The sequence below is a fragment of the Kitasatospora sp. NPDC094019 genome, from assembly GCF_044764505.1.
Lineage (GTDB): Bacteria > Actinomycetota > Actinomycetes > Streptomycetales > Streptomycetaceae > Kitasatospora.
Genome location: NZ_JBIWIF010000006.1, coordinates 1 through 13837, shown reverse-complemented (window position 1 = coordinate 13837; position 13837 = coordinate 1). Strand labels below are relative to the sequence as shown.

The 13837-nt window shown below is 73.0% G+C and carries 11 protein-coding genes and 2 pseudogenes; 7 read left to right on the top strand and 6 right to left on the bottom strand.

Going from position 1 to position 13837, the window contains the following annotated elements:
• Positions 1-125 precede the first annotated feature (125 nt).
• Positions 126-2213, bottom strand: a complete 2088-nt coding sequence (locus tag ACIQ9P_RS14820) for a prolyl oligopeptidase family serine peptidase (RefSeq protein ID WP_402355003.1) — start codon at positions 2211-2213, stop codon at positions 126-128.
• Between the two features lie 157 nt (positions 2214-2370).
• Positions 2371-3879 carry a peptide MFS transporter gene (locus ACIQ9P_RS14815; RefSeq protein ID WP_402355001.1) on the bottom strand — a complete coding sequence of 503 codons (1509 nt, stop codon included), beginning with the start codon at positions 3877-3879 and terminating at the stop codon, positions 2371-2373.
• Positions 3880-4208: 329 nt separating this feature from the next.
• On the opposite strand from ACIQ9P_RS14815, the gene ACIQ9P_RS14810 reads away from it, so the two are divergent.
• The gene (locus ACIQ9P_RS14810) at positions 4209-4883 is read left to right on the top strand and encodes a response regulator transcription factor (RefSeq protein WP_030300686.1); all 675 of its coding nucleotides are present in this window, start codon (positions 4209-4211) and stop codon (positions 4881-4883) included.
• A gap of 51 nt (positions 4884-4934) precedes the next feature.
• Positions 4935-6182: an ATP-binding protein gene (locus tag ACIQ9P_RS14805; RefSeq protein ID WP_402354998.1), complete on the top strand. Its 1248-nt coding sequence runs from the start codon at positions 4935-4937 to the stop codon at positions 6180-6182.
• Positions 6183-6209: 27 nt separating this feature from the next.
• Here ACIQ9P_RS14805 and ACIQ9P_RS14800 read toward each other — a convergent pair.
• Together ACIQ9P_RS14800 and ACIQ9P_RS14795 are read right to left on the bottom strand one after the other, a co-directional pair.
• A pseudogene (locus ACIQ9P_RS14800) lies at positions 6210-6503 on the bottom strand (ester cyclase); the annotation flags it as partial.
• Positions 6504-6611: 108 nt separating this feature from the next.
• Positions 6612-7166 carry a GtrA family protein gene (locus tag ACIQ9P_RS14795; RefSeq protein ID WP_402354996.1) on the bottom strand — a complete coding sequence of 185 codons (555 nt, stop codon included), beginning with the start codon at positions 7164-7166 and terminating at the stop codon, positions 6612-6614.
• Positions 7167-7446: 280 nt separating this feature from the next.
• Here ACIQ9P_RS14795 and ACIQ9P_RS14790 point away from each other — a divergent pair, with 280 nt between their 5' ends.
• Genes ACIQ9P_RS14790 through ACIQ9P_RS14780 form a run of 3 tightly spaced genes read left to right on the top strand, consistent with a single transcriptional unit; the run spans position 7447 to position 10351 of the window.
• A complete protein-coding gene (locus ACIQ9P_RS14790) occupies positions 7447-8565 on the top strand; it encodes a 5-(carboxyamino)imidazole ribonucleotide synthase (protein ID WP_402355809.1) in 1119 nt (372 codons plus the stop codon).
• Complete coding sequence (purE, locus tag ACIQ9P_RS14785) at positions 8562-9104, top strand: 5-(carboxyamino)imidazole ribonucleotide mutase (RefSeq protein WP_402354994.1); 543 nt, start codon at positions 8562-8564, stop codon at positions 9102-9104. The genes ACIQ9P_RS14790 and purE overlap by 4 nt, the downstream gene beginning before the upstream one ends.
• Before the next feature lie 29 nt (positions 9105-9133).
• Positions 9134-10351 (top strand): dipeptidase, encoded by a 1218-nt coding sequence (locus tag ACIQ9P_RS14780; protein WP_402354992.1) that lies wholly within the window; start codon positions 9134-9136, stop codon positions 10349-10351.
• Between the two features lie 51 nt (positions 10352-10402).
• Here the strand turns inward: ACIQ9P_RS14780 and ACIQ9P_RS14775 are convergent, their stop codons facing one another.
• Together ACIQ9P_RS14775 and ACIQ9P_RS14770 are read right to left on the bottom strand one after the other, a co-directional pair.
• Positions 10403-10816 (bottom strand): CoA-binding protein, encoded by a 414-nt coding sequence (locus tag ACIQ9P_RS14775; RefSeq protein ID WP_402354990.1) that lies wholly within the window; start codon positions 10814-10816, stop codon positions 10403-10405.
• Positions 10817-10888: 72 nt separating this feature from the next.
• Positions 10889-12226 carry a UDP-glucose dehydrogenase family protein gene (locus ACIQ9P_RS14770; protein ID WP_402354988.1) on the bottom strand — a complete coding sequence of 446 codons (1338 nt, stop codon included), beginning with the start codon at positions 12224-12226 and terminating at the stop codon, positions 10889-10891.
• A 161-nt stretch (positions 12227-12387) separates the two neighbouring features.
• On the opposite strand from ACIQ9P_RS14770, the gene ACIQ9P_RS14765 reads away from it, so the two are divergent.
• Both ACIQ9P_RS14765 and ACIQ9P_RS14760 read left to right on the top strand, forming a co-directional pair.
• Positions 12388-13617, top strand: a complete 1230-nt coding sequence (locus tag ACIQ9P_RS14765; protein ID WP_402354986.1) for an LCP family protein — start codon at positions 12388-12390, stop codon at positions 13615-13617.
• A 102-nt stretch (positions 13618-13719) separates the two neighbouring features.
• A pseudogene (locus tag ACIQ9P_RS14760) lies at positions 13720-13837 on the top strand (acyl-CoA dehydrogenase); the annotation flags it as partial.

Below are 13837 nucleotides of genomic sequence, written 5' to 3'. Positions count from 1 at the left end.
GTAGGGGGGGGGGCGGGGGGGGGGGGGGGGGGGGGGGCGGGGCCGCGGGGGGCCGGCGGGGGGGGGGGGGGGGGGGGGGGGGGGGGGGGGGGGGGGGGGGCCCCCCCCCCCCCCGCCGCCGTGCGTCAGCCGAGCCCCAGCGACCGCCGCAGGAAGTCGAGCTGGTGGTGCAGCAGGTGCTCCGCCAGCACCGGGTCGCCCGGCGAGTGGCCGGCGCCGGGGAGCGGCAGGAACTCGTGCGGGCGGCCGGCGGCGAGCAGCGCGGCGGAGAGCCGCAGGCTGTGGGCGGGCAGCACGTTGTCGTCGGCGAGGCCGTGGACCAGCAGCAGCGGGCGGCGCAGCCCGGGGGCGTCGGGGAGCAGCGAGGCGGCCTCGTAGCGTTCGGGGTGCTCGTCCGGGTGGCCGAGGAAGCGTTCCTTCCAGTGGGTGTCGTAGAGCCGGTGGTCGGTGGGGGCGGCCCCGGCGACGGCGGCGTGGAACACGTCGGGGCGGCGCAGGACGGCGAGCGCGGCGAGGAAGCCGCCGAAGGACCAACCGCGGACGCCGACCCGGTCGAGGTCGAGCAGTCCGGGGCGCAGGGCCGCGGTGGCGCGCAGGGCGTCGACCTGGTCGTCGAGGGCGGGGTCGGCGATGTCCGCGTGGACGCTCTTCTCCCAGCGCGGGCCGCGCCCGGGGGTGCCCCGGCCGTCGACGACCAGGACGGCGAAGCCCTGGTCGGCGAACCACTGCGAGGTCAGGTCCCACCAGTGCGGCGCGGCGGAGACCTTGGCCATGGCGGGGCCGCCGTAGGGGTCGAGCAGGACGGGCAGCGGGCCGTCGCCGGGGCGGTGGCCCGCGGGCAGGAAGAGGGCGGCGCGGAGTTCGCGCGGGCCGAGCCGGAGCAGTTCGGGGCGGGCGGTGAGGACGGGTGCCGGTGTGTGGGAGCGGACGGTCACGGCGGGCCGGTCCGGGCGGTGGACGGTGGTCCGGCCGGTGGGTGCGCCGGGCGTGCGCGCGGTGTGGACGAGTGTGCCGGCGCGCCGCACGCCGGTGTGCGTGCCGGGCTCGTGGCTGAGCCGGACGGCGCCCGCGGCCGGGTCCCACGACCAGAGGTGGGTCTCGGTGGGGTCGTCGGAGGCGGTGAACAGTACCTGTTCGCCGTCGGTCCCGAGGACGGCGCGCAGCTGGAGGCCGGGCGGGGTGACGGGGGCGCCGTCGACGGTGAGGTGGCGGGTGTCGCCCCGGTCGGCGGCGTCGACGAGGGCGCCGGCGGCGGTCCGGGCGGGCAGGCCGGGGAGCAGTTCGACCCAGTGCTCGTCGTGGCGTTCGGCGAGGACGCGGGTGGCGCCGTCGGCGGGGTCGATCGCGAGGGTGAGCACGGTGCGCTGGTCGCGGCTCTGCACGGCGGCGTAGGGCCCGTGGGCGTCCCAGCCGGCGGCGGTCAGGTACTCGAAACCGGTCCGGTCCCAGTGGACCTCGACCCGTCCGCCGTCGAGGTCGAGCAGCCAGAGGCCGACGTCGGCGTTGTCGGTGCCGGCCAGCGGGTAGCGGTGCGTGCGCGGTGGCCGGGCCGGGTCGGCGGGGTCGGCGTGGTGGAGGAGGCGCAGCGGGCGCTCGTCGACCCGGGCCACCAGCAGCCGGGTGCCGTCGGGGGACCACCAGTGGGCGCGGTGGCGGTGCATGGACTCGGCGGCGACGTGTTCGGGCAGGCCGTAGCGGACCTCCTCGTGCTCGGGTTCGGCGAGCGCGCGGTCGCCGCGGCCGTCGATCCCGACGACCCGCAGGGCGCCGCCGCCGGCGTAGGCGACGCGGCGGCCGGAGGGGTCGGGACGGGGGTCGTGCACCTCGGTGGCGGTGGGGATCCGGCGGGCCTCGCCGGTGACGGTGTCGACGGTCCACAGGGCGCCGCCCAGGGCGAGGGCGGCGGTCCGGCCGGCGGCGTCGGTCGTGTACGCGGTGATGCCGCCGCCGAGGACGCGCAGGCGCTCGCGGCGGATCCGTTCGGCCTCGGTGGGTTCGCCGTCGGCGGCGCCGAGCGCGACCGGGTCGGCGAGCAGGCGCTCCTCACCGGTGTCGGTGTCGAGCGCCCAGAGCCGGCCGACCGGGTCGTCGCCGGCCGGGCTGCGCAGGAAGAGCACGGTGCGGCCGTCGGCGCCGACGGTCGGGGCGGCGGGCGCGCCGAGGGTCAGGCGCCGGGTACGGGCGAGCTGGCGGGGCAGCGATTCGGTCGGCATGCCGGGCACCATAGGCACATCCGCCCGGCTGTCGTCGAGGGGTGGCCGGCCGGGGGGAGGGAACGACGGGGGCGGGAACGACGGGGGCGGGGAGAACGGCCGGGGCCGCCGCGGATTCCTGGAATCCGCGGCGGCCCCGGGGCCGGTCGGGCCGACGTCAGTGGACGTCGCCCATCAGCCGCACGACGTTGCGGCGGTACATGTACAGCGCCGCGCCGGCGAGGATCGCCATGCCGCCCTGGACCGCGAAGTACCAGGTGGAGCCGACCACCTCGTCACCGAGGACGAGCTGGAAGATGGCCGCGACGCAGTCACCCGCGGTGACCGCGAGGAACCACACGCCCATCATCTGGCTGGCGTACTTGGTCGGCGCCAGCTTGGTGGTGACGGACAGGCCGACCGGGGAGAGGGTCAGCTCGCCGACGGTCTGGATCAGGTAGACCATGGCCAGCCAGAGCGGCGTGACCTTGGTGCCGCCGGAGGCGGCGGCCATCGCCAGCATCATGACGATGAACGAGGCGCCGATCATCAGCAGGCCGAAGGAGAACTTCGCGGTGGTGCTGGGGTTCTTGGAGCGGCGCGAGAGCGCCACCCAGATCCAGGCGAAGACCGGGGCCAGGGCCATGATGTACAGCGGGTTGAGCGACTGGAACCAGCTGGACGGGAAGTCGAAGCCGAACAGCGTGGACGAGGTGTTGTCCTGCGCGAAGATGTTCAGCGTCGAGCCGGACTGGTCGTAGATCATCCAGAACACGGCGGCGGCGACGAAGAACCAGATGTAGCCGCTCATCCGGGACTGCTCGGTCTCGTCGAGGTCCTTGTCGCGCTTCACCTTGGCGAAGACGAAGACCGGGATCGCGAGGCCCGCGATGGAGAGCGGCCAGATCGCCCAGTTGATGGTGAAGTGGCCGGTCAGCGCGACGACCGCGTAGAAGACGACGGCGGCGGCGAGCCAGAGGCCGGCCTTCTTGAAGATCGCGCTCTTCTCGGCGGCCGAGATCGGCGAGGTCACCACGTCGCTCTTGGCGCTGAGGTGGCGGGTGCCGAGCAGGAACTGGGCGAGGCCCAGGGCCATGCCGACGCCGGCCAGGGCGAAGCCCAGGTGCCAGTCGACCTTCTGGCCGATGGTGCCGATGACCAGCGGGGCGGCGAAGGCACCGAGGTTGATGCCCATGTAGAAGATGGTGAAGCCGCCGTCCCGGCGCGGGTCGTTGGGCCCGTCGTAGAGGTGGCCGACCATCGTCGAGATGTTGGCCTTGAGCAGGCCCGAGCCGATCGCGATCAGGGCGAGGCCGCCGAAGAACGACACGCCGACCGGCAGGGCCAGCAGGAAGTGCCCGATCATGATGATCGTGCCGCCGAGGGCGACGGTCTTCCGGGCGCCGAGGAAGCGGTCGGCGATCCAGCCGCCCGGGAGGGCCAGCAGGTAGACCATCGCCGTGTAGACGCTGTAGACGGCGCTCGCGACGGCGAGCTTCATGCCGAGGCCACCGTCGGTGACGGAGGCGGTCATGTAGAGCACCAGCAGGGCACGCATGCCGTAGTAGCTGAAGCGCTCCCACATCTCGCTCATGAAGAGGGTGGCGAGGCCCCGGGGGTGCCCGAGGAAGGTCTTGCCGCTGGGAGAGGCCGACTGAACGCCGGGCTCCAGGGTCGTAGACGCCATGTGTAGTGGTTCCTTGCCTGACAGCGTCCGCCAAGGGGGGTGGAGGCGGACGTGGACCAAACCACTGTACGTGGCGATATTTGGCGGCATCAGCTGACAAAAGCCGTGCATCAGGTAGGGAAATGGCAAAGTCCGCGCGAGATCAGTCCGCGTTATCCATGGTAGAGCCGCGATTATTCCTTCAGTTACAAGCTTGGGGAGCAGGATCTTCGCCGAACGCGCGGTCCGGGCGTGTCGGTTGGGGGCCGAACACCCCCCGTATAACGATCACGCACTGTGAACTACCTCACGACGGCAACGGCCGCACCCCGGCGGACTACCATCAGCCCATGACCTGTGTGCTGCTCGCCGAGGACGACCCCGCGATCTCCGAACCGCTCGCCCGGGCGCTGCGCCGCGAGGGATACGAGGTGCTCGTCCGTGAGGACGGCCCCTCCGCGCTGGCCGCCGGGCTCGGCGAGGAGGTCGACCTCGTCGTGCTCGACCTCGGCCTGCCCGAGATGGACGGCCTGGAGGTGTGCCGCCGGCTGCGCGCGGACGGCCGCAGCTGCCCCGTCCTGGTGCTCACCGCCCGCGCCGACGAGGTCGACACGGTGGTCGGCCTGGACGCCGGTGCCGACGACTACGTCACCAAGCCGTTCCGGCTCGCCGAACTGCTCGCCCGGGTCCGGGCCCTGCTCCGGCGCGGCAACGTCGACCAGCTGACCACCGGCGCGCACGGCGTCAAGATCGACATCGAGTCGCACCGGGCCTGGCTCGGCGAGGAGGAGCTCACCCTCTCCGCCAAGGAGTTCGAGCTGCTCCGGGTGCTGGTCCGGGACGCCGGCCGGGTGGTCACCCGCGAGGAGATCATGCGGCAGGTCTGGGACACCACCTGGTGGACCTCCACCAAGACCCTGGACATGCACATCTCCTGGCTGCGCAAGAAGCTCGGCGACGATGCCGCCAACCCCCGCTACATCGCCACCGTGCGCGGGGTCGGCTTCCGCTTCGAGAAGAATTAGCCCGAGCGGACGCCCCGACCGGGGGCGCCCACCACCACCGGGAGCGGCAGCGTGAAACGCCGAATGATCAACTCGCTGCTGGGCGTGGTCCTGGTGGTGGTCGTGGTGTTCTGCGTCCCGCTGGCGGTGGTGGAGAAGCGCACCATCGTCAGTTCGGCCCAGGACCGGGTGGACGCCGCCGCCGTCCGGGTGCTCTCCCTGGTCGAGACCCGGCTCGCCGCCAACGAGCCGGTCACCGGCGACAAGTTCGCCAACCAGGTCTCCGAGGGCCAGTACGTCGAGGTGGACATCCCCGGCCGGGCGGTCGTCTCCAGCGGGCAGCGGCCCGACGGCGACCATGTGCTGAAGGCGGTCGAACACGGCGCCAGCGGCGAGACCGTCACCGTCGAGCAGTCCCGCGAGGCCGTCGACCACGAGATCGCCAACATGCTGCTGCTGCTCGGCGTGGTCGCGCTGCTCGCCGTGCAGGCCGCCGTCGCCCTCGCCGTCTGGCAGGCCAAACGGCTCGCCCAGCCGCTCACCGACCTCGCCGAGACCGCCGAGCGGCTCGGCTCCGGCGACCCGCGCCCGCGCGACCGCCGCTACGGCGTGCCCGAACTCGACCGGGTCGCCGAGGTGCTCGACGTCAGCGCCGAGCGGATCGCCCGGATGCTCACCGCCGAACGCCGGCTCGCCGCCGACGCCTCGCACCAGCTGCGCACCCCGCTCACCGCGCTCTCCATGCGGCTGGAGGAGATCACCGCGCTGGCCGAGGACCCGGAGACGGTCAAGGAGGAGGCCGTCATCGCCCTCCAGCAGGTCGAGCGGCTCACCGACGTCGTCCAGCGGCTGCTGACCACCCAGCGCGACCCGCGCAGCCCCACCGCCGTCGCCTTCGACGTCGACGACGTGGTCAAGCAGCAGGTCGAGGAGTGGGGGCCGTCGCTGCGCGGCACCGGGCGGGTGCTCCAGGTGGAGGGCCTGCGCGGGGTCACCGCCGTCGGCACCCCCGGCACGGTCGCCCAGGTGCTGGCCACCCTGATCGAGAACTCGCTGATGCACGGCGCCGGGACGGTCACCCTGCGGGTCCGGCCGTCCGGGACGTCGGTGGTGGTCGAGGTGCAGGACGAGGGCCCCGGGGTCCCGCCCGAGCTGGGCAACCGGGTGTTCGAGCGCGCGGTCAGCGGCCGCAACTCGACCGGCATCGGGCTGGCCGTCGCCCGTGACCTCGCGGAGGCGGACGGCGGCCGGCTGGAGCTGCTCTCGCTGCGGCCGGCGGTGTTCGCGCTGTTCCTCGGCCGCAGCCGGCGCGAGGTGTAGGCCGGACCGTCCGGACCGGTGCGGTCAGAGCCGCTCGTCGCGGACCACGTCCAGGTCGGTGAAGGTGGGCGGCGCGTCGCAGAGCGCCACCATCTCGCGGTAGATCCGGTCCGTCTCCGGCAGGTTCGAGTTGCGCATCGCGTCCTCGTACGAGGCGAACTCGACGATCTCCACCACGTGCCGGGGGTCGGAGCGGTCGGTGGCGACCATCGCGTGGTCGGCGGTCCGCCGGCCCTCGGTCGTCTCGGCCCAGCGGTCCATCAGGCCGTTGAGCTCGTCGAGGCGGTCGGTGCGGCATTCGATGATCTGGACGAAGGTCATGGCGAGCCTCCTGCGTCCCCCGGGGCCTCGATCGTTCGCCGGCCGTGCTCGCCCCCGGTCACCACTCTCCTCCTGCCGCGGCGGGGGCGGCAAGGCGGGAGGGCCGGTCTACTCGGCCTTGGCGAGCCGGATCTGCTCGGTGGCGAGCACCAGCTCGGCCTGGGCGACCACGGCCGCGGCGCCGGTCGGCTCCGGTGCGGGCACCCCGGCCACCGGCTCCGGGACGGCCTTGAACACCCACGTCCGGTACGAGACGAAGCGGAACACCGTGCCCAGGGCGAGACCGCCGACCTTCGCGGCCAGCTGCTCGAAGTGCGAGTCGAGCCCGAGCGAGTACACCGAGAAGGCGAGCACCCCGGTCTCGATCAGCATGCCGGCACCGCTGAACAGCAGGAACAACGTGATCTCGCGCTTGCGCGAGGCGGCGTCCCGGTCCCGGTACAGCCAGTAGCGGTAGCCCAGGTAGTTGGTGGCGATCGCGACCAGCGTCGCGGCGATGTTGGACCGCAGGGACGCGAGGTGCAGACCGTTGATGCAGACCCAGAAGACGGCGAAGTTGACCACGACGCCGCTGAGGCCGACGATGCCGAACTTCACCGCCTCGCCGGAGATGCCGCGCAGCTTGTGCGCCAGCGAGGGGTTCGACACCGTGGTCGTCGCCATACCGGGCTGCCTCCATGTGCGTGCGGACGAAAGGGTCCCGGGGCGGGTGCGCCACGATTCCCTTGAGCCCTGCGTGCACGCACATGATCGGACCGCGCGTATCAGGACCTGGCCGTCCAGGCTACCCGGTTCCGCCGATCGGCTCAGCCCCCCGGGGCGGCCGTACCGAACCCGGGAGTAGGGACGCGGTAGCGGCGGGAGCGGTTCCACGGCCTCCGACCGGCCCGGATATCCTGGCGGGGTGACTTCCCCGGGCAACGCGAATTTTCCAGTGGTGGGCATGATCGGCGGCGGGCAGCTGGCCCGCATGGCACACCAGGCGGGCATCCCGCTCGGAGTCCGGTTCAAGCTCCTCGCCGACACTCCCCAGGACTCGGCCGCGCAGGTCGTCTCCGACGTCGTCCTCGGCGACTACCGCGACCTCGACACCCTGCGCCGCTTCGCGGCCGGCTGCGACGTGATCACCTTCGACCACGAGCACGTGCCGACCGAGCACCTGCGGGCGCTCCAGGCCGACGGCATCGCCGTCCGGCCCGGCCCGGACGCGCTGGTCAACGCCCAGGACAAGGGCGTGATGCGGGCCAGGCTCGACTCCATCGGCGTCCCCTGCCCCCGGCACCGGATCGTCGCCGACCCGGCCGACGTGACCGCGTTCGCGAACGAGGGCGCCGGGTACCCGGTGGTCCTGAAGACCGTCCGCGGCGGCTACGACGGGAAGGGCGTCTGGGTGGTCGGCGACGAGGCCGCGGCCGCGGCCCCGTTCCTGGCGGGCGTCCCGGTGCTCGCCGAGGAGAAGGTCGACTTCGTCCGCGAGCTGGCCGCCAACGTGGTGCGCTCGCCCAGCGGCCAGGCGGTCGCCTACCCGGTGGTGGAGAGCGTCCAGGAGAACGGCGTCTGCGCCGAGGTCACCGCCCCCGCGCCGGACCTCGACCCCGCGCTGTCCGACGAGGCCCAGCAGCTGGCGCTGCGGATCGCCGGCGAGCTCGACATCACCGGCCACCTCGCGGTCGAGCTGTTCCAGACCCGGGACGGCCGGATCCTGGTCAACGAGCTGGCCATGCGCCCGCACAACTCCGGGCACTGGACCCAGGACGGCGCGGTCACCTCGCAGTTCGAGAACCACCTGCGGGCCGTGCTCGACCTGCCGCTCGGCGACCCCAGGCCGCGCGCGAAGTGGACCGTGATGGTCAACGTCCTCGGCGGCGACTACCCGGACATGTACCACGCCTTCCTGCACTGCATGGCCCGCGACCCGGGCCTGCGCATCCACATGTACGGCAAGGACGTGAAGCCCGGCCGCAAGGTCGGCCACGTCAACGTCTTCGGGGACGACCTCGACGACGTCCGTGAGCGCGCCCGCCACGCGGCCGCCTACCTGCGAGGAACGATCACCGAATGACGGCCCACCCCACCTCCCCGCTCGTCGGCATCGTCATGGGCTCGGACTCCGACTGGCCCGTGATGGAGGCCGCCGCCCAGGCGCTCGACGAGTTCGAGATCCCCTACGAGGTCGACGTCGTCTCCGCGCACCGGATGCCGCGCGAGATGGTCGCGTACGGCGAGAGCGCCCACAGGCGCGGCCTGAAGGCGATCGTCGCGGGCGCCGGCGGCGCCGCCCACCTGCCGGGCATGCTCGCCTCGGTCACCCCGCTGCCGGTGATCGGCGTGCCGGTGCCACTGCGCTACCTGGACGGCATGGACAGCCTGCTGTCGATCGTGCAGATGCCGGCCGGCGTCCCGGTGGCCACCGTCTCGGTGGCGGGCGCGCGCAACGCGGGCCTGCTCGCGGTGCGGATGCTGGCCGCCTTCGACCCGGAGCTCACCGAGCGGATGACCGAGTTCCAGGCCGAGCTGAACAACCAGGCCACCGAGAAGGGCAAGAAGCTCAGGGCCAAGGTGGCGGGTTCCGCCGCCTTCGGCTTCGGAAAGCAGTCATAAAAGCAGTCCGGTCGGATACAACAGCTCGTATGACCTCTGAGCTGCTGGATTCCACCCCCGCCGCCCTGCTGGAGCGCGCCCGGGCCGTCCTCCGTACCGCCCCCGTGGTGGACGGTCACAACGACCTCCCGTGGGCGATGCGCGAGCAGGTCGGCTACGACCTCGACGCGCTCGACCTGGCCGCCGACCAGAGCGCCCGGCTGCACACCGACCTCGTCCGCCTCACCGCGGGCGGGGTCGGCGCGCAGTTCTGGTCCGTCTACGTGCCCAGCCGGCTCGCCGGGGACCACGCCGTCAGCGCCACCCTCGAACAGATCGACTTCGTCCACGCCCTGGTCGACCGCTTCCCCGACCGGCTGCGGCTCGCGCTCACCGCCGACGACCTGGAGGCCGCCCGCGCCGAGGGCCGGATCGCCTCCCTGATCGGCGCCGAGGGCGGTCACTCGATCGACTGCTCGCTCGCCACCCTGCGCGCGCTGTACACGCTCGGCGTCCGGTACATGACGCTCACCCACAACGACAACACGCCGTGGGCCGACTCCGCCACCGACAAGCCCGCCGCCGGCGGCCTCACCGCCTTCGGCGAGGAGGTCGTGCGCGAGATGAACCGGCTCGGCATGCTGGTCGACCTCTCGCACGTCTCCGCCGACACCATGCGCGACGCCCTGCGGGTCAGCGAGGCCCCGGTGGTCTTCTCGCACTCCTCGTCCCGCGCGGTCTGCGGCCACCCGCGCAACGTCCCGGACGACGTGCTCGCCCTCCTCGCCGGCAACGGCGGCGTCGCGATGGCCACCTTCGTGCCCAAGTTCATCCTGCCCGCCGCGATCGAGTGGACCGCCGCCGCCGACGAGAACATGCGCGCCCACGGCTTCGACCACCTCGACACCACCCCCGCCGCGATGGCCTGCCAGCGCGCCTACGAGGAGGCGAACCCTCGCCCGGCCGCCACCGTCGCGACCGTCGCCGACCACCTCGACCACATGCGTGAGGTCGCCGGCGTCGACCACATCGGCATCGGCGGCGACTACGACGGCACCGCCTTCCTCCCGGACGGCCTCGACGACGTCGCCGGCTACCCCAACCTGATCGCCGAACTGCTGCGCCGCGGCTGGTCGGAGGCCGACCTCGCCAAGCTGACCTGGCACAACGCCGTCCGCGTTCTGCGTGACGCCGAGACCGCCGCCGCCCGGCTGCGCGCCGGGGGCCGGACCCCGTCCCTGGCCACCCTCACCGGCCTGGACGGCTGACCCTCCCGGGTCCGGCGGGGCGCTCCGGCCGCCCCGCCGGACCCGCCCGGCTCAGCCCAGCCGGGGGAACTCGATCGCGGGGCACTTGTCCATCACCATCTCCAGCCCGGCGGCGGTGGTGCGGGCGTGGGCCGCCTCGTCCACCACACCGAGCTGGAACCAGACCGCCTTCGCTCCCACGGCCACCGCCTGGTCCGCGACCTCCCCGGCCAGTGCGCTGTTCACGAACACGTCCACCACGTCGACCTCGAACGGGATGTCCGCGAGGGAGGCGTACCCCTGCTCGCCGAGGACCGTCTCGGCCTTCGGGTGCACGGGCACGATCCGCTTGCCGTGCTCCTGCAGCACCCGGGCCACGCCGTACGCGGCCCGGGCGGTGTTGGTGGACAGGCCGACCACCGCCCAGGTGTCGCCCTGGCCGGTGAGGATGGAACGGACCGTCGCTTCGTCGCCGTAGTTCGTCATGCCCGGGGCAACGAAGGCCGGCGGCCGGGGATTCCCGGCCGCCGGAGTGCTCCCGTCGGCCCGGGCGGGTACTCAGCTCGGGCGGCCGAGGGCGCGGTAGGTCCAGCCGGCCGCGCGCCAGGCGTCGGCGTCGAGGACGTTGCGGCCGTCGAGCAGGCGGCGCTCGGCCACGACCGCCCCCAGCTCGGCCGGGTCGAGCGCGCGGAACTCCTGCCACTCGGTGAGGTGCAGCACGACGTGCGCGCCCTCGGCGGCCTCCAACGCCGAGTCGGCGTAGGCCAGTCCGGGGAACATCTTGCGGGCGTTGTCCATCGCCTTGGGGTCGTAGACGGTGACCTGCGCGCCCTGGAGCTGGATCTGGGCGGCCACGTTGAGGGCGGGCGAGTCGCGGATGTCGTCCGAGTTGGGCTTGAACGCGGCACCGAGGACGGCGATCCGCCGGCCCAGGAAGCCGCCGGTGCACTGCTCGCGCGCCAGCTCGACCATCCGGGAGCGGCGCCGCATGTTGATCGAGTCGACCTCGCGGAGGAAGGTCAGCGCCTGGTCGGCGCCCAGTTCACCGGCCCGCGCCATGAACGCCCGGATGTCCTTGGGCAGGCAGCCGCCGCCGAAGCCCAGCCCGGAGTTGAGGAACTTGCCGCCGATCCGGTCGTCCAGCGCGAGCGCCGCGCTCAGCTGGGTGACGTCCGCGCCGGCCGCCTCGCAGACCTCGGCCATCGCGTTGATGAAGGAGATCTTGGTGGCCAGGAAGGAGTTGGCGGCGGTCTTCACCAGCTCGGCGGTCGCGTAGTCGGTGACCAGGAACGGCACCCCGGCGGCGATCGGCTCGGCGTACACCTCGCGCAGCAGTTCCTCGGCCCGCCCGTCGCGGGCGCCGATCACGATCCGGTCCGGGCGCAGGGTGTCCTGGACGGCGAAGCCCTCGCGCAGGAACTCCGGGTTCCAGGCGAGCTCGGCGCCCTCGCCGATCGGGGCCAGCGCGGCCAGCCGTTCGGCCAGCCGGCCCGCCGAGCCGACCGGAACCGTGGACTTGCCGACCACCAGCACCGGGCGGGTCAGATGCGGCGCGAGCGAGTCGATCGCGGCGTCCACGTACGACATGTCGGCCGCGAACTCGCCCTTGCGCTGCGGAGTGTTGACGCAGACGAAGTGCACGTCGCCGAATTCGGCGGCCTCCCGCGCGGAAGTGGTGAAGCGCAACCGGCCGGTCGAACCCTCGTGTCCCGCCACGTGCTTGAGCAACAGCTCGGACAGCCCCGGTTCGTACATCGGGACCTGGCCGGCGGTGAGGGTGGCGATCTTCTCCGGGTCGATGTCCAGACCCAGCACCTCGAAGCCGAACTCCGCCATGGCGGCGGCGTGGGTGGCGCCGAGATAGCCGGTACCGATCACGGAGATGCGGAGGGTCACGGTTTCCCCTTGGGGCGGGCGACGGGTGAGGGCGGACGCGTCCCACCGGGCCGCGCCCACCGATGCTATCCGGCCGCGACGAAAGCGCCCAGACCGTCCCGGTTCCGGCCGTTGTCCCGAAATCTCTCCGCGCGGACCGGGGACGGCGGCACAATACGCACATGAAGCCGGAGGACGAGCAGTCTGGCGAGCCCGCGCAGCGGCCGGTGCCGTCCGGCCTGAGCCTCTTCGATCCGGGCCCCGGTGAGTCCGGCGCCGCGGCGGGCCCTGTGGACGGGGCGGGGAGCGGGGCGGAGGACGGCTCGGAGGACGGCCCACCGGAGGGGGCACCGGACCGCGAGCCGCCCGACCGCGAGCCGCCGTCCCGCCGACGCCGCACTCGCCGGGTACTGCTCTGGACCCTCACCGCCCTGCTCGCCCTCGTCGTCGGCGGCTGCGGCGCCCTCTGGTGGACCGCCGAGCACTACGCCTCCTCCGTGCACCGGATCCCGGACGCCTTCCCGACCGCGCCGGAGTCGGCCCAGCCGAAGCCCGTCCCGGGCAGCGGCCTCAACCTGTTGCTGGTCGGCCTGGACGCCCGTTCCGACACCCCCACCACCGGCAGCGCGGCCAAGGCCCCGGCCTGGCAGGTCGGGGCGGCCCGCAGCGACACCATGATGCTGCTCCACCTCTCCGACGACCGGAGCTCGGCCACCCTGGTCTCGCTGCCCCGGGACACCTGGGTGCCGGTCCCGGGGCACGGCGAGGCCAAGCTGAACGCCGCCTACTCCTGGGGCGGTCCGGCGCTGATGACCGAGACCGTGCAGAACCTCACCGGCATCAGGATCGACCACCTCGCCGTGATCGACTGGAACGGCTTCCGGGCCCTCACCGACGCCGTCGGCGGGGTGGACATCACCGTTCCGCGCACCATCGAGGGTGTCGGCGAGGCCCGCGCCTGGGAGGCCGGCACCCACCACATGGACGGCGCCACGGCGTTGCTCTACGTCCGCGAGCGCTACGGGCTGCCCGGCGGGGACCTCGACCGGACCAAGCGCCAGCAGAACTTCCTGCGCGCGCTGATGCTCAAGGTGATGGACTCCGGCACGCTCACCAGCCCCTCCCGGCTGGGCGGACTGCTGGGCACGGTCGGCGAGGTGGTCAGCGTGGACGACCGGCTGTCCAACACCGACCTGTTCCAACTCGCCTGGGGCCTGCGCTCGCTGCGCGCCGACGACGTCCGCTTCATGAACGCGCCGTTCGGCGGGTTCGCCACCCGGGGGGACCAGAGCGTGGTGCTGCTGGCGGACCGTCCAGCGGCGCAGTTGTGGGAGGCGATCCGCAACGACCGGACGGACCAGTACTTCCAGGAGCACAAGGCCGGCGACACCCTCGGCACGGACGTCGACTGACCCGGAGAACCTAGGCAGTCACAGGTTGCCGCCCTAGGATCACTACCCGACGGTAACCGACCGGCTGCACGGTCGGCGCGACTCTTCGAAGAGGCAGGCATCATGGCGGGCGACGCGGGCGCGGCGGACTTCGATCTTTTCCGGATCTCCGAGGAGCATGTGATGCTCCGTGAGGCGGTGCGTTCGCTGGCCGAGGCGAAGATCGCTCCGTTCGCGGCGG